Origin of the sequence: Streptomyces sp. NPDC001714, assembly GCF_042892755.1 — a bacterium.
Classification (GTDB): domain Bacteria; phylum Actinomycetota; class Actinomycetes; order Streptomycetales; family Streptomycetaceae; genus Streptomyces.
In genome coordinates this window covers 18,068-38,609 of record NZ_JBIAUL010000037.1, presented here as the reverse complement: position 1 = coordinate 38,609, position 20,542 = coordinate 18,068, and the positions used below count along the sequence as shown (strand labels likewise).

Below are 20,542 nucleotides of genomic sequence, written 5' to 3'. Positions count from 1 at the left end.
TCACGTCAGGTCACCTCACGCCAGGCGGCGGAACACGGGCTTCACCGCTCGCCCGGCCAGCCAGGCGGTGGGGTCGGCGGCTTCCAGCGCCTGCCGGTACACCGCACACGCCTCGGCCACCACGTCGACGGTGCGGTCGATGTCCGCCTCGTCGAGGGCGCTGCTCACCACGAACGACGGGGCGAGCACCCCGCCCGCGAGGAGCCGCCGGAGGAACAGCGTGCGGTACGGCTGCGACGGCTGCAGGTTCTCGTCGAGGGTGGCGAAGACCAGGTTGCTGGCCCGGCCCCGGACGACGACGTGGTCGCCGACGCCCATGGTGGCCGCGGCGTCGCGGACACCGGCGGCCAGCCGCTCGCCGAGGGTGTGCAGGCGCGCGGTGACGCCCTCCTCGACGTAGGTGGTCTGCACGGCCATCGCGGCTGCCAGGGAGTGCGTCTCCGCACCGTGGGTGGTGGACAGCAGGAACACCCGGTCGGCGGAATCGCGCAGTCCGCCCCGTTCCATGAGGTCGCGTCGCCCGGCCAGCGCGGAGACGGCGAACCCGTTGCCCAGCGCCTTGCCGAACGTGGAGAGGTCGGGGACGACGCCGTACAGGCCCTGGGCGCCGGCCTCGGACCAGCGGAAGCCGGTGATCATCTCGTCGAAGACCAGCACGCAGCCGTGCCGGTCGGCCAGCTCGCGCAGGCCGGCGAGGTACCCCGGCGGCGGCTCGGTGTGGGTGGCGGGTTCCAGGATCAGGCAGGCGATCTCGCCCTGGTACCGGGTGAGCAGTTCCTCCGTGGCGGCCAGGTCCCCGTAGGGGAAGGACACGGTGAGCTCGGTGGTCGACGCCGGGATGCCGGCGCTCATCGGCGTGGTGCCGATGAACCAGTCGTCGACGGAGAAGAACGGGTGGTCGGCGCAGAGGGCCACCCGCGAGCGCCCGGTGACGGCGCGGGCGAGGCGCACCGCGGCGGTGGTGGCGTCGGAGCCGTTCTTCGCGAACTTCACCATGTCGGCGGTCGGCACCGTGGCCAGGAAGCGTTCGGCGGCCTCGACCTCGACGATGGACGGCCGGACGAAGTTGCTGCCGCGGTCGAGTTCCCGCCGTACCGCCTCGACCACGCGCGGGTGGGCGTGGCCGAGGCTGACCGACCGCAGGCCGGAGCCGTACTCGATGTAGCGGTTGCCGTCGACGTCCCACACGTGGGCACCGCTGCCGTGGCTGATGACCGGGGCCAGGTTCTCGGGGTACTGGTCGTCGCCCTTGGCGTAGGTGTGCGCGCCTCCCGGGATCAGAGCGTGCAGCCGCTCGTTGGCCTGCCGCGAGCGGGGCAGGAGCAACCCCTCGGTGTCTTGGGTGTGCACGCAGACCTCATCTTTCTTGGTGCTTCAGGACCTCGGCGAGGCTCGGCGCCTCCCGGTCCCGTTGGGACATCGAGGTGACCGGAAGTGGCCAGGGAAGGGCGAGTTCCGGGTCGTCGAAGGCGATCGTCACGTCCTCGGACGGATCGTGCTGACGGTCAATACGGTAAGAGGTGTCCGCGATTTCGGTAAGAGCCTGGAAACCGTGCGCGCACCCCGCCGGGATGTACACGGTCTTCTGCGTCTCGCCGGACAGCTCGAAGAAGGCCCGGCCCAGGTACGTCGGCGAGTCCGGCCGCAGGTCCACGACGACGTCGAAGATCTGCCCGTACGAGCACCGCACCAGCTTGGCCTCGCCGGCGCCGGAGCGCAGGTGCAGGCCGCGCAGTACGCCGCGGACCGAGCGGGACACGCTGTCCTGGACGAAGGCGTCCGGGTCCAGGCCCACCGAGCGGACCACGTCGGCGTCGAAGGTGCGGCAGAAGAAGCCGCGTTCGTCGGCGTACGGCGTCGGCTCGAACAGGAACGCGCCGGCGATCTCCGGGACTTCGGTCGCTTTCATGAAGCCTTCCGTGGGGCGTGGGCGTGGTCGTTCGCCGGGAACAGGGTCGTGGTCAAGGCGGCGAACTGCTGGGCGAGTTGCTGTGCGGCGACCCGGTTCCGCTCGGCGAGGGTCTGCCGTAGCTCCGCCGCGTGCTTCTCCAGGTCCCGGAACTGTTCGAGGAGCCGGTCGGCGTCGACCTCGCGGGCCGGGTGACAGTACGCGCCCAGGCCCATCCGCTCCATGAGCGCTTCGCTCTTCGCCGCGTAGCAGAGGGCGAGCACGGGCGTTCCGGTCTTCAGCGCGCAGATCAGGTTGTGGTAGCGGACGGCCACCACGGTGTCGGCGGCCGCCATCTCGTTCATCAGGTCGGCCAGTGAGGCCGGTTCGGCCGCGGTGACCAGCGGTGAGTCGACCGCGTCGAGGACGGCGTCGACCACCGACAGATCGCACTGGTCGCCGGTGAGGAGCCGCACGGGCCTGCCCTCCTCGACCAGCGTGCGGACGAACTTGATCGTCCCGTCGAGGTAGCGCCGGTAGATCTCCTCGGCTTGGGCGCGGTCGTCGTTGCCGCCGTGGAAGTCCATGACGCCGAGGCAGACGCGACCCGGCGTGCCGGTGGGCGCGCTCGCCCGTGGTGTCGGGAGGGAGAACGCGAGGTCGGGGTAGACCTCGTCGTGTGCGGTGTGCACGCCCATCGCGCGCATCGCGTCCCGGGACTGGCCGTCCCGGTAGGACCGGTACGCGGCGAGCCGTGCCGACCAGCGCACCAGGGCCCGGGTGGGCCGGTTGCGGATCTCGGCGGCACCGACGCTGACCAGCGCGACCCGGGTGCCCAGCAGCCGGCCGCTCGCGCAGAGCAGGAACAGCGCGTACGGGAAGCCCCAGGGCCGCAGCGGCAGTGTGGCCTCCAGGACGCCCATGCCTGGCACGATCACCACGTCGTGCCGGCGCACCCAGGAGGCGGTGCGGAAGACGTCGACGAGTTTGCCGAGCCCCTTCGCCGCGATCGCGCCCGCACGGGACGCGGTCCGGTACTCCGCGCGGTTCCAGTGCAGCCGCGTGGCCGGGATCCCGAACCGGGCCGTCACCGCCTCGGGTCCGCCGCACAGCGCGTCCACGACGGCCTCCGGGTGGTCGGCGCGCAGGTACCCGAGGACGGCCTCGAGCGATCCGTCGTTGCCGAGGTTGCCGGAGCCGAGCAGGCCGAACACCCCGACGCGCACCGGAGCTTCGTGCGTCGGCGTCATGACTGCCTTCCCTCGCGGCCGGCGACGAGGGCGTCGACGGAGACCGTGAGCAGGGCCGGGTCGACCGGGGCGCGGTCCTCGACCCGCTCGCCGGCGCCCGGCCGGACCCGGCTGGTCATCCAGGCGGCCAGGTGGCCGTAGCACGCGCGCCGGTCGGCCGGGGACAGGGGCGCCCGCCGGATCGCCGAGGCGAAGCCCCAGACGTACTCGGCGAGCAGCCGGGGCGTCGGGTGCAGGAGCCCCGCCCGGCGCGGGTCCAGGTTGACGCACCGGGAGCGCTTGGACGGGTTCGCGCGCTCGGCGCGGGTGGGGTGGTCGCGGCGGAAGTACAGCAGCTCCGGCACCTGGTGGAAGCGCCCGTGCAGGGTGATCTCGGCGACGAACGTGCGGTCCGCGTGGTGGTAGCTGTCCATCGGCTTCACCCGGCGCAGCACGTCGGCGCGCATCACCCCGTAGAAGTCGTCGCCGCCCGGCTCGAACAGCAGGCTGCGGAAGCGCTCCGGGGCGTGCGGCGAGCCGGTGGCGAGCGTGTACTCGTAGGGGACCGTCACCTGCCCGTCGCCGTCGATGACCGCCTGGTCGGTGTGGGCGAGGATGACGTCGGGCCGCTCGTCCAGGGCCTCCACGCAGCGCCGGATCAGGTCGCGGCCGTAGAGGTCGTCGTGCGAGGCCCACTTGAAGAGCTCGCCGCGGGACTCGGCGAACACGTGGTTGTGGTTCGGGGTGGCGCCGATGTTCCGGGGCAGCCGGTGGTACCGGATGCGGGAGTCCTGCGCCGCGTACTTGCGGCAGATGTTCTCGGTCCCGTCGGTCGAGGCGTTGTCGGAGACGACCAGTTCGAAGTCCTCGTAGGTCTGGCCGAGCAGGGCGTCGAACGACTCGGCCAGGTACTCCTCGCCGTTGTACACGGGCAGGCCGATGCTCAGCCTGGGTCGGGCGGTCATGAGGTCCTCACTTCGGGAACGGGGTTGTGGTGGTGCTCGCGCAGGGCGGACCGCAGTTGCAGCCACCACACGGCCGAGCCGCTGAGGGTCGCGGCGGCGACGCCCCAGGCCGAGCCGGCCGTGCCGGCGGCGGCCGCACCGCCGAGCCCGCCGCCGACGTAGCAGGCGGAGGCGAACAGCTGGCAGCGCAGGCTGCGCCGGGCCGCACCGAGGGCGCGCAGCCCGGCCGCCGCGCCGGTGCCGAGGCCCGCTCCCGCGACGCTGAGGGTGATCTGCACGATGAGGTGCGAGGAGGAGTGCCAGACGTCGCCGAGCGCCAGGTCGCCGAGCCGGTCCGGCATCAGCAGCAGCGCCGAACCCCAGAGCAGCGCTCCGGCGGCCTGCCCGCCGCCGAGGAGGAGGCAGAACCTGCCCAGTTGGTGCGGGGCCCGCCGCAGCACCCGTGCCGCCTCCGGGACGGTGACCAGCGAGAGCCCCATCAGCACGGCGAGGAACGGGCCCATCAGGAGCTCGGCGCCCCGCACCGCGCCCACCGCGCCGACCCCGACGATCACGCCGAGCCCGTACGCGCGCACCTGGCTGGCGCCGCTGAGGCTGACGTTCTCGACCAGGTACCGGTAGCCGAGATCGCGCTGCTCGCGCAGCCAGCCGCGGGCCTCGGCCATCCGGGGGTAGATGCCGGACTGGAGGTAGCCGTACCCCGCCGCGACCGTGGCGGACGCGCCCCAGGCGAGCACGAAGGCGGCCACGGTGTCCACGTGGGCCGCCGCCACCATGGCCGGGACGAGCGCGATGCCCCACACCACGTCGTTGACGAACGCCTTCCGTCCGGCGCCGGCGGCGAAGAACGAGAACCGCCAGGCGTCCTGGAGCAGCAGCCCCGGCAGCACGACCGCGAGGGCGGTGAACGCGGGCCCCACGCGGCCGCCGAGGCCGAGCCCGGCCGCCAGGCACACGACGCCGAGGGCCCCGCCGACGCCGAGCGCGGTCCCCGTCGACCGGGCCACCGCCCCTCGCCAGGACGCCTCCGGCACGCCGCTGAAGCGCACCACGAGCGGGTCGGTGGCCAGGCCCCGGGAGACGTTGAGCACCACGCCGTAGGTCACCCAGGCCAGGCTGAACACGCCGAACGCGGTCACCCCGAGCGAGCGGGCCACGTAGAGCCCCACCGCGAAGTTGCTGATGCTGGAGGCCGCCTGGTCGGCCAGTCCCCAGGACAGCCGGCCGACGAGGGCCCGCCTGGCGGACCCGGCCGGTGCCGTCGTCTTCTCCCCCTGGGTGGTCATGGGCGTCATTCCTTGACCAGGTCGGCGCCGCGCAGGGCATCGGCCGCGGCGGCGACGGTGTCGAACGGCAGCCCGGACCGCTCGGCGACGTCCAGCAGACTGTGCTCGCCGTCGGAGAGGCTGAGCACCCAGAGCATGGCCATCTGGGCCTGCTTGGTGTCGCTGCGGCCGCCCAGCGCGTCGTACAGCCCGCGCCGGCCCAGCTGCGGTTCGCCGTAGGGACTGAGGTTCACGTACCGCCGGTTGCGGTCGAGGACGGCGAACGCCTCGCGGCAGACGGCGAGGGTGTCCGCCATCGCCGCCGGGGAGACGAAGTCCAGGTTGTCCGCGGAGGTGTGGTACTCGGGGTAGCCGGCGTACGGGGTCCTGGTGAGCGAGCCCACGCCCAGGTTGAACCCGGGCGAGCAGAACTGTCGCTCGTCGTAGCCGTACGGGGTGAACTCGGCGACCCGGTGCGGGCGTTCGGACGCGGTCAGCACATGCTGGAGCACCCGGTCGATCTCCGCGTCGCCCCGCCTGCTCTGCTTGTACGTCAGCCGGCCGGGGTCCCCGGCGCAGGCCAGTACCAGCCCGTGTTTGACCCGGTCGACCCGCTCCGCGTTGCGGGCCAGCCAGGTGATCGCCCCGATGGTGCCGGGTGCGAACAGGAACCGGTAGGTGTAGTAGGTCGGCTGCTCCGCAAGGGCTCTGGCCAGGTACGTCGCCACCGCGATGCCGGCCAGGTTGTCGTTTGCCAGTGACGGGTGGCAGACATGGCAGGAGACGATGACCTCGTCGGCGACCTGTCCGGGGACCACGTACTCGGCGTAGGTGAGGTGGCCGTCGGCGAGGGTGGAGTCGATGCGCACCTCGTAGTCGCCGTCCGGCAGCGCGTCCAGGGTCTCCTGGGCCAGGCAGAAACCCCAGTCCGGCTTGTAGTAGCTGGTGCGGTAGGGCACCCAGGACGGGTGGTCGGGCAGGGTGTGCAGGTGGCCGCGCAACTCGGCGAGGGGCATGGTCGCCGACACCGGCACGCTGTAGCCGAGCACGTGCAGGCTGGACGCGGCGAAGTCGACGACCCGCCGGCCGGTGCCGTCCGCGATGTACGCGTCCCGGATGTTCCACTCCTGCGGGACCGTCCAGTCGAGCACCTGCGTCCCGGTCGGCACCTCGTGCACCTGCAGCGGGATGTACTCCCCGACGATGTCCAGGGTGGCGCGCACACCGTCGCCGGTGATGCTCCGGCAGAGCGGGTACATCCGCTCCACCAGCGCGTACATCTCCTCGCTCACGTCGGTCACCGGCGCCACCTGAGGGTGTCGTCGACGGTGCCGGCGTCGGACGCCGAGCGCAGCACGGCGAGCCGGGTGTAGCGCTGCTCGAAGTCCTCCCGGGTCAGGTCGAACTTCCGGTAGGCGTCGGCGAGTTCGAGCGCGCCCTGCTTCACGGTCCACTCGCAGTCGAAGCCGGGTATCGCGGCGCGGAACCGGGAGAAGTCCACCCGGTAGGACCGCGGGTCGGCGCCGGTCTCCCCGGTGATCACCACCTTGGAGCCGGTGACCGCCTCGGCGACCTGCTCGGCGATCTCGGCGACGGTGACGTTGTTGACCTCGCTGCCGATGTTGAACGCCCGGTCGTGCACCGCCTCGCGCGGCGCGGTCAGCGCGGCCGTGAAGGCGCGCGCGATGTCGGCGGCGTGCACCAGGGGGCGCCAGGGGGTGCCGTCGGAGAGCACAAGGACCTCGCCGGACAAAAGGGCGTGCCCCACCAGGTTGTTGAGCACGATGTCGGCGCGCAGCCGGGGCGAGTAGCCGAACGCGGTGGCGTTGCGCATGAACACCGGGGTGAAGTCGTCGTCGGCCAGCGCGTGCAGGTCGTCCTCCACCCGGACCTTCGACTCCGCGTACGGGGTCACCGGGCGCAGCGGGGCGTCCTCGGTCACCAGGTCGTCACCGCCGGCGGCGCCGTACACCGAGCAGGTCGACGCGTACAGGAAGCGCCGTACTCCGGCCTCGCGGGCCAGCCGGGCCAGGTGCACGGACGCGTGGTGGTTGATGTCGTAGGTGAGTTCCGGTGCCAGGGAGCCGAGCGGGTCGTTGGAGAGCGCGGCCAGGTGGATCACGGCGTCCACCCCGCCCACGTGCTCGGCGGTGACGTCGCGCAGGTCCACCCGGTGCCCGGGCGGGTCGTCGGGCCGCGGGCCGAGGACGCAGTCGGCGAACAGTCCGGCGTCGAGGCCGACGACGTCGTGTCCGGCGGCCTTGAGGACCGGGGCCATCACGGTGCCCAGGTAGCCCTGGTGTCCGGTCAGTAGTACGCGCAAGGTGGTTCAACCCCCCAGGTTGAGCGTGAGTTTGGTGACGGCGAACGCCTCGGCGTAGCGCGCGTGGCATTCGATGCCGCGGATCCGGGCGAGGCCCAGGAAGGCCTCCCGGTCGTACCAGGGCCGGTGCCGCTGCGAGGGGTAGTGCTCCTGCAGCAGCCGCACCTTCTCTTCGGCGGTCTCCGGCGCCAGCGGCTGGTAGGCGGCCGGCCGGCCGAGGTCGCCGTCCCACTTGACGATCTCGTAGCCGAGCACGAGGTGGTCCCGGAACGCGGTCGTCATCAGCTTGGCCAGGCCGCGGTGGTCCTGGTGGGCGTCGTCGGTGCGCGGTGCGAGGACCAGGTCCGGGTCGGTCTGCGCGCGCAGCTCCTCCACCGCGGACTTGGCCTCCTCCCAGTGGGCCGGGAAGCGGCCGTCCGGCAGCTTGTGCACGGTCAGCCGCAGGTCGGCACCCGGGCAGAAGGCGGTGAGCGCGGCCCGCTCCTCCTGCTCGCGCTCGCTGCCGCCGCCGGTGAGCACCAGCGCGTCGACCCGGATACCCGGCCACGCCTGACACAGCGTCAGCAGCGTGCCGCCGGCGCCGATCGCGATGTCGTCGCAGTGCGCGCCCACCGCGACGATCCGGTGCAGGGGCCCGGCCCCGAGCCGGATCACGCTCTGGCTCCGGCTCGGTCCCGCTCCCACACGGCCCACGGGCGGTCGCCCCGGGTGTAGGCCTCGTCGAGCGCGGCCCGTTCCTTCACGGTGTCGGTCGGCTTCCAGAAGCCGCGGTGCTGGTGCGCCACCAGCCGTCCCCGCTTGGCCAGTTGGGCGCATCCGTCGGCGACCAGGTCGCCGTTCTCCGGTATGTGGTCGAAGACCTCCTGGCGGAGCACGAAGTAGCCGCCGTTCTCCCACAGCGGCAGTTCGCTCACCGCGGTGATACCGCCCACCAGGCCGTCCTCGCCCAGCTCCACGCAGTGGAACGACGACTGCGGCGGCACGACCATCATCGACGCCCCGGCGTCGCGCGCGGCGAACTTGTCGATCATCTCGGGCAGCGGGGCGTCGGTGAGCACGTCGGCGTAGTTGGCGAGGAACATCTCGTCGCCGTCCAGGTGGTGCCGTACCCGGCGCAGCCGCTCCCCGATGGGTGACTCGATGCCGGTCTGGGCGAAGGTGATGGTCCAGTCGGCGATGTCGGTGGAGAGCAGTTCGGTCTTCCCGCCGCGCAGGACGAAGTCGTTGGAGGTGGTCTCCTCGTAGTTGAGGAAGAAGTCCTTGATGTGGTGGGCCCCGTACCCGAGGCACAGGATGAAATCGGTGTGCCCGAAGTACGCGTAGTAGCGCATGACGTGCCAGATCAGCGGTCTCGGGCCGACCATCGCCATCGGTTTGGGCACGTCGTCGGAGGTGCCGTTGCGCATCCGCATCCCGTAACCGCCGCAGAACAGGACGACCTTCATGATGTGACCTCTTTCGCGGCCTCGACGATGCTCAGTTCCGGGATGGGGAAGACGAGCCGGCCGCCCCACTCGTGGACGAAGGACAGCTGGTCGACGAGTTCGGCCCGCAGGTTCCACGGGAGGACGAGGACGAAGTCCGGCCTGTCGGCGGCTATCTGCTCGGGCGCCAGGATGGGGATGCGGGTGCCCGGGGTGAACCTGCCGTGCTTGTAGGGGTTGCGGTCGACGGTGTAGGCGAGCAGGTCGGGGCGGATGCCGCAGTGGTTGAGCAGGGTGTTGCCCTTGCCCGGGGCGCCGTAGCCGACGACCGTCTCGCCGCGCTCGGCCGCGTCGATGAGGAACCGCAGCAGGTCCCGGCGCACCTTGGCCACCCGGGCGGAGAACTCGGCGTACCCGGAGAGCTCCTGGAGCCCGGCGGCCTTCTCCCGCTCCAGGACGTCGGCCACCCGTCGCGTCGGCTCGCCGGCCGCCTCGGCGGGCCGGGCCCACAGCCGGATGGAGCCACCGTGCGTGGGCAGCAACTCGACGTCCACGAGGGCGAGTCCGCCGCTCGCAAGGGCCCGGATCGCCGAAGCCACCGTGTAGTACTGGAAGTGCTCGTGGTAGATCGTGTCGTACTGGTTCTCCTCGATGAGGGTCAGCAGGTGCTGCACCTCGATGGAGACCCAGCCGTCGTCGGCGACCAGGGCGCGCAGCCCCTGGGTGAACCCGACCACGTCGGGGATGTGCGCGTACACGTTGTTGGCCACGACCAGGTCCGCCGGGCCGTGCTCGGCGCGGACGGCCGCGCCGGTGTCCGGGGAGAGGAACTCCGTGAGCGTGGGCACGCCCGCCTCCCGTGCCGCGGCGCCGACGTTCACCGAGGGCTCGATGCCGAGGCAGCGGATCCCCTGGTCCACCACGTGCCTCAGCAGGTACCCGTCGTTGCTCGCCACCTCGACCACGAAGGCGTCGGGACCGAGTGGAAGCCGCTGCACGGCGTCGGCGACGAAGGTGCGCGCGTGCTCCACCCAGGAGGTCGAGAAGGAGGAGAAGTAGGCGTACTCCTTGAACGTCTCCTCCGGCGTGATCAGCGGCGGGATCTGCGCGAGCCAGCAGTCGGTGCAGACCCGCAGGTGCAGCGGGTACGCCGGCTCCGGATCGTCCAGTTGGTCCGCGGCGAGAAAGCTCTCACATGGTGGCGTCGCCCCGAGGTCGACGACGCTCGCCATCGCTTCCGAGCCGCAGAGTCGGCATCGTGTCATCTGCTGTCCCCATCCCCCCTGCCCGCGCGGATGTCCCCGCCACGGGCCTGTGCCGACCGCCCCGCGATCGCGGTGCGGTACTCCTCCTCCAGGCGCGCCAGTCCGACGGCCGGGCTGAAGCCCTGCTCGTAGCGGCGGCGGGCGGCCCGGCCCATCTCCCGGTTGCGGTCCGGGTCGGCCGCGATCCGGCGTATGCAGGACGCGAGCGAGGCGGACTCGCCCGGGCGGTGCAGCAGTCCGGTGACGCCGTCCTCGACGAGTTCGACGAAGGCGCCGTGGCCGGCGGCGACGGTCGGGACCCCGGCCGCCATCGCCTCCACGACCACCAGGCCGAACGCCTCCAGCCACGTCGAGGGAGCCACCACGGCGACCGACCGGGCGACGGCCTTGCGGCACGCCGCCGTGTCCAGCAGGCCGGCGTAGCGCACGTCGTCCCGGCCCGCGGCCCAGGCGGTCACCTCTCGCTCCAGCGGACCCGTGCCGGCGATCACGAGCGGCACGCCCACCCCGCCGCTCGCCGCGATGTCGTCCCACGCGGCCATGAGCAGCCGTACGCCCTTGGCCTCCGCGAGCCGGCCGAGGTAGAGCACCTGCTCCCCCTCGCCTTCCCGGCGCGCGCCCGGGTCGGGCACGAAGTTGTGCTTCACCGCCAAGCGCTCGGCCGGCATGCCGGACCGGACCAGGACGTCGCGCTGGGCCGCGGAGATGCAGAGGAACCGCTCCACGCCGGACCACCACCGCCGCCGGTTGGCCGACAGGCTGACCGCGAGCGGCACCGTCGCGAGGCGGGAGCCCCGGTAGCAGCCGTGCCGGACGGCGGGCAGTGGTGTGGAGCCGACGCACTCGGTGCACGGCCGGCCGTCCCGCTGGAGCGTGCCGGGCGGGCAGACCTGGGTGTAGTTGTGCAGCGTGGCGACGGCGGGCACACCGGCGTCGGCGCAGGCGGCGAGGACCGCGGGCGACAGGAGCGGGAAGACGTTGTGGACGTGCACCACGTCGGGCCGCTCGGCGCGCAGCCGGGCGGCGAGTTCCGTGCGGACCGCCGGGTTCCACGGCACCAGGAGCGGCACCGCGACCTTGCCGAGAAGCGACCGGGCGGCGATGTCGTCGCTGCGCCGCTCGAACACCTCGACCCGGTGGCCGGCCGCGCGCAGCAGCTCCACCTCCTGGTCGACGACCTTGTTCTCCCCGCTCGGCTGTGCGGAGCCGTAGCGGTTGTGCACCACGAGGACGTGCATGCTCAGGTCACCTCCGATCGTCTGGGGAGTCCGGGCGTCGGGACGGGTGTCGCCGCGGCGGGTGCCGCCAGCAGCGAGGCGGCCAGGGCCAGATGCAGCAGGTACGGCGAGGCGTCGCCGAGCCCGGCCTCGGTGTACGAGGCGATCGCGCAGTAGCTGATCAGGAAGATCGCGCAGGCCCGCTGCAGCGACGGTGGCCGCAGCAGCGCGACGCCGCCAAGGACGACGATGATGATCGCAACTAGAGTGACGCCGAACAGACCCTGCTCGTTGTAGACCGCCAGCCAGCTGTTGTCGATCGGCAGCCCGCCGAACGACTTGTCGCCGAGGCCCACGCCGAGCAGCTTCTCCGAGGTCGTCCGGGGCGCGGCGAGGAGGGCGTCCCAGACCTTGGCCCGGCCGGTGAGGCTGGAGAAGTTCTCCTTGCTCTGTCCGCGCAGGAACCACGTCTGCAGGGCGGAGGCGAACCCCACCGCGGCCACCACGCCGACCAGCACCGCCCAGGTGAAGAACCGGCGGGCGGCCGCGCTGGTCAGGATGAGCGAGCCGATCGCCAGCGCCAGCCCGAGGAGCAGGCCGAGCGTGGCCGTCCGGGTATGGGTCAGCGCGAGCAGCACGAAGGACGGCACGATGACCACCGCGGCGCTCGTCCGGTCGGTCCGGCGGCCCAGCAGGAGCAGCGCGGTGAGCCCGATGATCACCGCCGCGTACTGCCCGATCTGCGGCGGGGTGAGCGGCCACAGCGCGCCGACCAGGCGTCCGCCGTAGAGGTCGGGCAGGGCCGCGCCCGGTGAGACGGCCAGGCCGGCGGCCACCGATCCGAGCACCGCGAAGTACGCCCGGATGTGGTACCGGACGAACGTCAGGCTGCCGTCCCACCAGCGGCTGAGCAGCCACAGTGTGCCGATGAAGAGCGTCAGCCGGAAGCAGCGGAACAGCGCGCCGAACCCGGACTCCAGGTTGGCGCTGGAGATCACGCTCGTCACCAGCAGCAGGGTGAGCAGGAGCAGGTAGGCGCTGGGGCGGATGCGCAGCCGGAGGTTGACCGCGAGCGCCAGCGTGAAGGCGGCGACCAGGGCGCCCATGGTGACCATCTGGATGAGGGAGCGGGGCAGCGGGACGATGGTCTTCGCCCCGGCGGAGCCGAGCGTGTTGAGGACCAGCAGCCCCCAGACGATCCCGACGATCCTCGGGGTGCCGGCGGAGCCCGGTTGGGCGCCGGACCGCGGGTCCGTCTGCCCGTTCGTCTGCCCGTTCATCTGCGTGTCCATCTCAACCACCGGTCCCTGGGTCGAGGGTGCTGCCCGCGTCCTGCCGGTAGTCCGTGCCCTGCCACTCGTCGAAGTCGAGCACCCGGCTCGGGTCGTAGGCGACGAACTGCCAGGGCCCGAGGTAGACGTTGTGGTGCCAGCGGTTGTCCTGTCTGTGGGTGATCGCCTCGGCCACCTTCTCGCCCTTGTACGGCGACCAGTCCGGATAGGTCCCGTAGTTGGACAGCACCGCCATGCGGTCGCACATCTCCGTGCACTTGACCACGGACTCGTCGAGCACGAACCGGTTGTCGTGGATGTCCACCCGCTGGGTCTTCCACCGGCAGTCGGCGTACAGCGGGGCCTTGTCGATCGCCGGCTTCGCGCAGCGGTCGGTCTTCTTCACCAGGAGGGTGCAGTCACCGGACGAGGTGTTGGCCGGGCTGTTGCAGAACCGGTCGGCGTTCTCCCACAGGGTGATCCCGGACCAGTTGTTCTCCAGCACGTTCCGGTAGATCTCGATCTTGTCGGTGCGGGCCCGGATCCGTGGTTCGCCGCCGGACTCGGACAGGTAGACGGCCGCATACGGGAAGTTGTCGCCGCGGTCGGCGTACTTGCGGCCCTCGACCCAGTTGTTCCGCCGGATCGTGTTGTCCCGGACGACCGCGTTATAGCTGGTCTCGTAGATCAGCGCGGCACCGTCGTTGGCCTCGAGCACGTTGTTCTCGATGAGGAAGTCGTTGTTGTCGGTGTCCGCCCACAACCCCGCTCCATGGTTGCCGTGCACCCAGTTGCCGCGTATGTCGGCGCCGCTGACAGCCCAGAACTTGATGCCGCCGGTGCAGCCGCAGCCCTGCTGCCGCCGCTCCCAGTCGTCGGTGTTGTTGCCCACGATCTCGTTGCCCTCGACCACCAGGCCGCGGATACCGCCGCCGTTCTTGTAGGCGTTCATTCCGTACTGCCCGTTGTCGCGCAGGCAGTTGGCGCGGACCTGCTGGTGGGCACCTGCCATCAGCCCCGCCCCGGAGTTGTCCTGGATCGTGGCGTGCTCGATCACCCAACCGTCGGCCGAGTCGTGGTTGACCACGCCCTCGTTCTGCGGTGCGACGAAATGCTGCACGGTCAGGTAGCGGATGGTGACGTCGCGGGCGGTGCCCGCGAACGCGTACTGGTTCTTCTTCCCGCCGTCGAGCACCGCGCCCGGCGCGCCGAGGTAGCGGTCCCCCTTCTTGGGGATGACCTGGGCGTAGCGGTCCGGGGTGAGCCGGTGCTTGCCCGGCCGGAGCCAGAACGTGGTGTTCGGGGGGCTGTTCTTGGTCTTCGCCGCCAGGTCGCCGACGACCGCGGGGTCGACCGTCACCGCGCCCGCCGGCGCCTTCGCCGGTCCGGTCGCGGGGTTGGCGCACACCCGGGCGACAGCTCGGGCCGCGGACGTGGCCATGGACGTGGACGACGCGGCGGTCGGCTTCGCTGCCTGGGCGCCCGAGGTGCTGTCGCAGCCGGTCGCCGTCAGCAGGGCCAGCGCCAACGGTGCCGCCGTCAACGCCCAGTGCCGCCTCTTGATCACCACGTGCCCCCTAGCCGCCGAACCTGAGCACGGTGGTGAACCCGCCCGCGCCGTCGGTCGAGCCGGTGCCGACCAGCGTCGTGCTGGGTTCCTTGCGCCCGAATCCCGCGGAGTACCAGCCGAGCGGCGGATCGGTCTCACCGCGGTGCGCCCGCCAGGACAGCTGCCCGGGCAGGTCGAGCACGGCGGAACGCCCCTCGCCGTCCCGGATCCAGGTGAGCACCGCCCGGTTCCCCACCAGGTCCGCGGCGATCTCCGGGCCGAGGTGGAAGGCCAGCTGCACGGTCCGGTGCGGGCCACGCACCTCGTCGACCACCTTCAGCTCCTGGCTCGCGGCCGTCAGCTCCACCCGGCGGCGGTGCACGGAGCCCTGGTACCCGTCGTGCTCGGCACACCAGCGGGCCACGTCCTCGCCGGACGTGTCCACGGACAGCACGCGGGTGCGGGCCTGCCGGGTCCACAGGAACGGGCCGCCGGAGACGGACTGGTCGGCGCCGTCCAGTCGGAGCGTGTTGTGGCCGAGGGTGGACCGGAAGTACTGCCGCCACTGGGGCTGCCCGTGGTAGCAGTACGTCCCCGGGTCGGCGAGCACGTCGACCCCGTCGTGCCGGACCTCCACGGACAGCGCGTCCGCGTGGGCGTGCGCGGCGATGGACAGGAAGCCGTGCGGGCCACCGTCGCAGCGGCACCAGATCTCTCCCGGACCGCGCAGGACGGTGAGCCCCGCGTCGGCGAAGTGGGCCGGGCGGTGCGCCGGGCGGGACACGGGTGCGGTTCCGGTCCCGGTCCCGGTTCCGTCTTGCGGGTACCGCCGGATGAGCGCGGCCAGCAGCGGGGTGCGCACATCGGTGCCGGTCGCCTCCGGCCACCAGTCGAGCCGGCCGAACACGGCGTCGCCGGTGGCCAGGAGCGAGGCCCAGCGGTCGGTGCCCGCGCCGTCCACGACCAGACCGTGCCCGTCGTCCGCGTCCCCCTGCCGCGGCGGCCGCAGCCGGTTGTCCACGACGGCCGCGAGCGCGTCGGTCATCCGCAGCAGCACCAGGCGGACGGACGCGGGGACCGGCACGCCCGCGGCATCCGCCTCGGCCACCGCGGCCAGGCCGAGTTCCAGCACGAGTCCGTGGTACTCGGTGGCCAGCTCGCGGTTGAGGCCGGAGGGGAAGGTGTTGCCGCGCAGGTGCCGCTCCAGCGACCGCAGCGCGTCGGCCCGCCAGCGCCCCGAGGCGGGGAACCAGCCGAACGCGCAGGCCGCGGCGAACTGCCCGGCGGCCTCGGCGATGACGTGGTTGTTCGCCGAGGACCCCCGGCTGGGGAAGGCGGCCAGCCAGCGCTGGTGGTGCCAGATCTGGTTCAGCGCCACCGGGTTGTCCTCGAACAGCCCGGCCGCACCCGGCCAGTCGTGGAGCAGCCGGCGGATCCACACCCAGGACAGCAGGCGGATGCCCAGCTCGATGCCGCTGATCCAGTGCACGCCCCGCAGCGGGGGGTTGGCCGTCCACCACGACCGCAGGTGCTCGGCCACGCGCTCGGCGTACCGCTCGTTCCCGGTGATCGCGTAGGCGGCGGCGAGCACGGTGAGGTACTGGTGCCGGGACAGCTCCCAGATCTGCTTGATGTCCCCGACCGCGTCCTCGTTGCGGTACGGCACGTCGAAGGCGTAGCCCCAGGGGGCCCGGCGCCCGGTCTTCGGGTCGCACCACCAGTCCGGGTCGGTGAGGTCGTCGCGGACCACCCCGAAGTACTCGACGTGCCCGTACATCAGCCGGTCCGCCTCGGCGACGAGACGCTTCGCGGCGTCCGGTGGCACCGCGGCGAGCGTCCCGGCGGGCAGGACGGCGGTGAACCGGGCACCGGTCACGGTCGGGCAGTCCGGCCGGGCGGACCGCCACCGCCGTCTGCGCACCGTGTCGCCCACCCGGCCCGCGACCTCCCGCGGCCCCATCCGGGAGAGGCGCCGCAGGTACCAGCCCGCACTCCCCGAGATCACAGTCATCGTGCCCGCTCCAACGTCACCGGCGCGCCGGAGGCCAGGGCGCTCCGCACGGCGAGGGTGGCCGCCGTGGTGGCGACCAGCGACTCCAGCGGCACCGGCATCGGCCCGCCGGTCCGAACGGCCTTGACGAACGCGGCCAGTTCGGCGTTCTGGCCCTTGTCGCGGGCCTTCGGAAGCCGGGAACTCACCCAGCGCTTGCGGCCGTACACCGAGGCACGGACGAAGTCGTCGAGCTTGAGCACCTTGCCGTCGGCGAGGAGGTCCACCGTCTCCTTGGGGAAGCCGGGCGCTCCGGTGGTGACGTAGCTGATGGTGGCGGTGGATCCGTCCGGGTAGCGCAGTACGACCTGCAGGTCCTCGTTGCCGGAGGGAGCGACCGCGTACACCGAGACCGGGTCGGCGTCGAGCAGCCAGCTCGCCGTGTCCACGAAGTGCCCGCCCTCGCCCTCGAACCGCGAGCCCTCGGTGCCCTGGCGGAGGTACCAGCTGCCGTGCTGCAACTGGCCCGCGTTGACCAGATAGCGCAGGCTCGCCGGTCCGGTCCGGGCGCCGAACCGCTGCTTGGCCTCGGTCAGCAGCGGCGCGAACCGGCGGTTGAAGCCCACCTGCAGCCGGTCGTTGCCGGACTCCTCCACCGCCGCGAGCACGCCGGCCAGTTCGTCCTCGGTGAGGGCCAGGGGCTTCTCCACGAACACCGTCTTGCCCGCGAGGAGCGCCTGCCGGGTCAGTTCGGCGTGCGAGCTGTGCCGGGTGACCACGAACACCGCGTCGATCGACTTGTCGCCGAGCACGGCGTCGAGGTCGGTGGTCGCCTCGGCGAAGCCGAACTTGCGCTGCGCGTTGGCCGCGGAGAGCGCCGTCGTGGTGACGACGGTCGACAGCTCGACGCCGTCGCGCTGGGCCAGGTGCGGCAGCAGCATCGACGTGGCGTAGTTCCCCGCGCCGACGAACGCGAGGCGTACCGGTGACGTGGCGGCCCGGGCGGGTGCGGCCGCTCCCCCACTGCGGCGCACGGCGGGCACGGCCACCGACGGGGCCTCGGCCTCTCCTGCCTCCGCCTGTTCGGGGTACCGGAACAGCACGGCCACGGCCTTCAGTTCGCCGTCCTTGAGCCGCCGGTACGTCTCGACCGCGTCGTCGAAGTCGGCGACGTGCGAGATCAGAGGCTCCACGTCGACGCTGCCGCGGGCGACGAGGTCGAGGAAGCACGCGAGGTTGCGGCGCTCGGTCCAGCGCACGTAGCCGATCGGGTAGTCGCGGCCCTCCAGCTCGTACTCCGGGTCGTAGCGCCCGGGGCCGTACGAACGCGAGAACCGGACGTCGAGTTCCTTCTCGTAGTACGCGTTCCACGGCAGGTCCAGGCGGCACTTGCCGATGTCGACGACCCGGCCGCGGTCCCGGCAGAGCCGGGCGGCCAGCTCGACGGGCTGGTTGCTGCCGCCGCCTGCGGCCAGGAACACCTGGTCCACGCCGTGTCCGCCGGTGAGTTCGGCGACGGCGGTCTCCACGGCCGCGGACGCGGGGTCGCCGCAGGCCACGGCGCCGAGGCGCGCGGCGAGTTCGCAGCGCGCCGGGTCGGGGTCGGCGCCGACGACGCGGACTCCGGCGGCGGCCAGGAGCTGGACCACCAGCTGCCCGATCAGGCCGAGGCCGATGACCAGGGCCACCTCGCCGAGCTGCGGCTCGCCCTGGCGGACGCCCTGCATCGCGATCGACCCGACGGTACCGAAGGCGGCGTGACGCGGTGCGAGGCCGTCCGGCACCGGGGTGTAGAGGTTCTTCGGCACCCAGTTCAACTCGGCGTGCAGCGCGTGCTCGTTGCCGGCGCAGGCCACGAGGTCGCCGACCTTCACGTCGTCGATGCCGTCGCCGACCTGCTCGACCACCCCGCACAGCGAGTAGCCCAGCGGCGTGTAGGAGTCCAGCTTGCCCATCACCTTGCGGTAGGTGGCGGGCACCCCGTTGGTGGCCACGCTCTGCATGACCTTGGCCACCTGGTCCGGCCGGGAGCGGGCCTTGCCCAGCATCGACATGCCGGCCTCGGACACCTTCATGAGCTCGGTGCCGGTGGAGATCAGCGAGTAGGCGCTGCGGACCAGCACACCGCCCGGCTTGCACCCCGGAACCGGAACGTCGAGCACCGCCAGCTCGCCGCTCTTGTAGTTCTGCACAACTTGCTTCACCGAAGTCCCCTGATTCCTAAGCCGTCAACCGAGTGCTCTGGCCGGACCCGGAGGTCGCGTCGCGATACCAGTACTCGAGGGTCAGTACGTGCCACAGATGCTTGGAGTAGTCCCGCTGTCCGGCGGCGTCCTCGGCGACGAGGCGCTGCAGCGCCTCGCGGCGCAGGAACCCGGAGCGAACGAGCTCGCCGTCGTCGACCACCTCACGCACCAGCGGTGCCAGGTCCCGGCTCATCCAGGCCCGCAGCGGGGCGCTGAACAGGCCCTTGGGCCGGTACACGATCTCCCGGGGCAGGATCGAGGTGGCCGCCTCCTTGAGGACGGCCTTGCCCTGCCGTCCGACGATCTTGCGGTCGCCGGGCACCGCGAACGCGGCCTTGACCACCTCGACGTCCACGTACGGCACGCGTACCTCGGTCGAGGCGGCCATGCTGGAGCGGTCCGTGTACGTGAGGTTCAGGCCCGGCAGGAACATCCGGGCGTCGGCGAGGCACATCCGGTTGACGAAGTCGTCCAGGTCGTTGTCCTGGTAGACGTCCGCGTGCTCGGTCAGCACGTCCTGGACCGTGCCGGCCAGGTCGGGATCGAGAAGGGCGAGCAACTCGTCCTGGTCGTACATGGTGTAGCTGCGCCGGAAGGCGGTCTCCTCGGGCAGGTCGGCGAAGGAGAGGAACCGCTTGGCGAAGCGCACCGACCGGTACCCCCGGCGGCTCGTCGCGACCGGCAGCCGGTCCACGGCCCCGGACACCCCGCGCCGCAGAGGCCGCGGGACGCGCTGGTAGCGCAGCGCGATCAGGTTGGCCAGGTGCTTGCGGTAGCCGGCGAACAGCTCGTCCGCGCCCATCCCGGAGAGCATCACCTTCACCCCGGCCTCGCGCGCGGCCATGCAGATCAGGTACGTGTTGATCGCGGCGGGGTCGCCGATCGGCTCGTCCAGGTGGTACGTCATCTGCGGCAGCAGGTCGAGCACGTTCGGCGCGATCTCGATCTCGTGCAGGTCGACGCCGAACTTCCCGGCCACCTGACGGGCGTAGCGCAGGTCGTCCGGCATCGCCTCGAACCTGGCGTCCTCGGCGCGGAACCCGATCGTGTAGGCGGAGATCCCGGGTCGGTGGCGGGCCGCCAGCGCGGTCAGCCAGCTGGAGTCGAGGCCGCCGGAGAGGAAGGTCGCCACGGGTACGTCGGAGAGCAGGTGGCGCCGGGTCGACTCCTCGACGACGGCGGCCAGGTCCGGCTGCTCGCCGGCCAGGGCCCGCTCCCGGCCCTCGGCGGCGACGTCCTTCAGGTTCCAGAACCGGCCCCGCTCCACCCGGCCGTCGGGCCGGCACCTCAGCCAGCTCCCCGGTTCCAGCTTCTCCGCCTCGCGGAACGCGCACCGGGAGTCCGGCACCCAGTAGTAGAGCAGCGAGGCGACCAGCGCCGCAGGGTCCACCTGCAGCGACCGGCCGGTCGCGACGGCGAGCGCCTTGAGCTCGGAGGCGAACACCAGGCCGCCGCCGCGCCGGAGCAGGAACAGCGGCTTGATGCCGAGCTGGTCGCGGGCGAGCACCAGGTCGCCGGTCCGCTCGTCGAAGATCCCGAAGGCGAACATGCCGCGCAGCCGGGGCAGGCAGTCGGTGCCCCAGCGCCGCCAGGCCTCCAGGAGCACCTCGGTGTCGGAGGTGCCGCGGAAGCGCACCCCGGTGGCCGCCAGTTCGGCACGCAGCTCGGGCGCGTTGTACAGCTCGCCGTTGTACGTCAGGACGAGGCCGTCCGAGACCATCGGCTGGGCGCCGGTGTCGGACAGGTCGATGATGGCCAGCCTGCGGTGCCCGAGGTGCACTTCGCCGTCGCCCACGGGGTGGCTGTACCGGCCCGATCCGTCCGGACCGCGGTGGGCGAGGGTGTCGGTGAGCCGGTCGGTCACGATCTTTCCGTCCGGCCATCGGTAGGTGCCTGCGATGCCGCACATG

At 72.1% G+C, this 20,542-nt stretch carries 16 protein-coding genes; all 16 read right to left on the bottom strand.

What is annotated here, in order from left to right; genetic code table 11:
* Nucleotides 1-15: 15 nt before the first annotated feature.
* From ACFY0P_RS48900 to asnB, 16 genes are read right to left on the bottom strand one after another with little or no spacing between them, the layout of a single operon-like run.
* Complete coding sequence (locus ACFY0P_RS48900; RefSeq protein WP_388928978.1) at nucleotides 16-1,350, bottom strand: glutamate-1-semialdehyde 2,1-aminomutase; 1,335 nt, start codon at nucleotides 1,348-1,350, stop codon at nucleotides 16-18.
* Nucleotides 1,351-1,357: 7 nt separating this feature from the next.
* Nucleotides 1,358-1,909, bottom strand: a complete 552-nt coding sequence (locus tag ACFY0P_RS48895; RefSeq protein WP_388928977.1) for a dTDP-4-dehydrorhamnose 3,5-epimerase family protein — start codon at nucleotides 1,907-1,909, stop codon at nucleotides 1,358-1,360.
* Nucleotides 1,906-3,138: a polysaccharide pyruvyl transferase family protein gene (locus ACFY0P_RS48890; RefSeq protein ID WP_388928976.1), complete on the bottom strand. Its 1,233-nt coding sequence runs from the start codon at nucleotides 3,136-3,138 to the stop codon at nucleotides 1,906-1,908. Before ACFY0P_RS48890 ends, ACFY0P_RS48895 begins: the two co-directional genes overlap by 4 nt.
* Nucleotides 3,135-4,082, bottom strand: a complete 948-nt coding sequence (locus ACFY0P_RS48885; protein ID WP_388928975.1) for a glycosyltransferase family 2 protein — start codon at nucleotides 4,080-4,082, stop codon at nucleotides 3,135-3,137. Before ACFY0P_RS48885 ends, ACFY0P_RS48890 begins: the two co-directional genes overlap by 4 nt.
* Nucleotides 4,079-5,377, bottom strand: a complete 1,299-nt coding sequence (locus ACFY0P_RS48880; RefSeq protein WP_388928974.1) for a hypothetical protein — start codon at nucleotides 5,375-5,377, stop codon at nucleotides 4,079-4,081. Before ACFY0P_RS48880 ends, ACFY0P_RS48885 begins: the two co-directional genes overlap by 4 nt.
* Nucleotides 5,374-6,657 carry a DUF4910 domain-containing protein gene (locus tag ACFY0P_RS48875; RefSeq protein WP_388928973.1) on the bottom strand — a complete coding sequence of 428 codons (1,284 nt, stop codon included), beginning with the start codon at nucleotides 6,655-6,657 and terminating at the stop codon, nucleotides 5,374-5,376. Before ACFY0P_RS48875 ends, ACFY0P_RS48880 begins: the two co-directional genes overlap by 4 nt.
* Complete coding sequence (locus ACFY0P_RS48870; RefSeq protein ID WP_388928972.1) at nucleotides 6,645-7,670, bottom strand: NAD-dependent epimerase/dehydratase family protein; 1,026 nt, start codon at nucleotides 7,668-7,670, stop codon at nucleotides 6,645-6,647. Before ACFY0P_RS48870 ends, ACFY0P_RS48875 begins: the two co-directional genes overlap by 13 nt.
* A gap of 6 nt (nucleotides 7,671-7,676) precedes the next feature.
* Complete coding sequence (locus ACFY0P_RS48865) at nucleotides 7,677-8,324, bottom strand: PIG-L deacetylase family protein (RefSeq protein WP_388928971.1); 648 nt, start codon at nucleotides 8,322-8,324, stop codon at nucleotides 7,677-7,679.
* Entirely contained in the window at nucleotides 8,321-9,115 is a 795-nt protein-coding gene (locus ACFY0P_RS48860) for a sugar phosphate nucleotidyltransferase (protein WP_388928970.1), read from the bottom strand. Before ACFY0P_RS48860 ends, ACFY0P_RS48865 begins: the two co-directional genes overlap by 4 nt.
* On the bottom strand, nucleotides 9,112-10,359 hold the full coding sequence (locus ACFY0P_RS48855) for a class I SAM-dependent methyltransferase (RefSeq protein WP_388928969.1): 1,248 nt from the start codon (nucleotides 10,357-10,359) through the stop codon (nucleotides 9,112-9,114). Before ACFY0P_RS48855 ends, ACFY0P_RS48860 begins: the two co-directional genes overlap by 4 nt.
* On the bottom strand, nucleotides 10,356-11,597 hold the full coding sequence (locus ACFY0P_RS48850; RefSeq protein ID WP_388928968.1) for a glycosyltransferase: 1,242 nt from the start codon (nucleotides 11,595-11,597) through the stop codon (nucleotides 10,356-10,358). The genes ACFY0P_RS48855 and ACFY0P_RS48850 overlap by 4 nt, the downstream gene beginning before the upstream one ends.
* A gap of 2 nt (nucleotides 11,598-11,599) precedes the next feature.
* A complete protein-coding gene (locus tag ACFY0P_RS48845; protein ID WP_388928967.1) occupies nucleotides 11,600-12,868 on the bottom strand; it encodes an O-antigen ligase domain-containing protein in 1,269 nt (422 codons plus the stop codon).
* A 1-nt stretch (nucleotide 12,869) separates the two neighbouring features.
* Nucleotides 12,870-14,417: a right-handed parallel beta-helix repeat-containing protein gene (locus ACFY0P_RS48840; RefSeq protein ID WP_388928966.1), complete on the bottom strand. Its 1,548-nt coding sequence runs from the start codon at nucleotides 14,415-14,417 to the stop codon at nucleotides 12,870-12,872.
* A gap of 7 nt (nucleotides 14,418-14,424) precedes the next feature.
* Nucleotides 14,425-16,407 (bottom strand): alginate lyase family protein, encoded by a 1,983-nt coding sequence (locus ACFY0P_RS48835; protein ID WP_388928965.1) that lies wholly within the window; start codon nucleotides 16,405-16,407, stop codon nucleotides 14,425-14,427.
* Entirely contained in the window at nucleotides 16,404-18,590 is a 2,187-nt protein-coding gene (locus ACFY0P_RS48830; RefSeq protein ID WP_388928964.1) for a bi-domain-containing oxidoreductase, read from the bottom strand. The genes ACFY0P_RS48835 and ACFY0P_RS48830 overlap by 4 nt, the downstream gene beginning before the upstream one ends.
* Nucleotides 18,591-18,606: 16 nt before the next feature.
* Nucleotides 18,607-20,541, bottom strand: coding sequence for an asparagine synthase (glutamine-hydrolyzing) (asnB, locus tag ACFY0P_RS48825; protein WP_388928963.1), 1,935 nt, complete (start codon nucleotides 20,539-20,541; stop codon nucleotides 18,607-18,609).
* Nucleotide 20,542 lies beyond the last annotated feature (1 nt).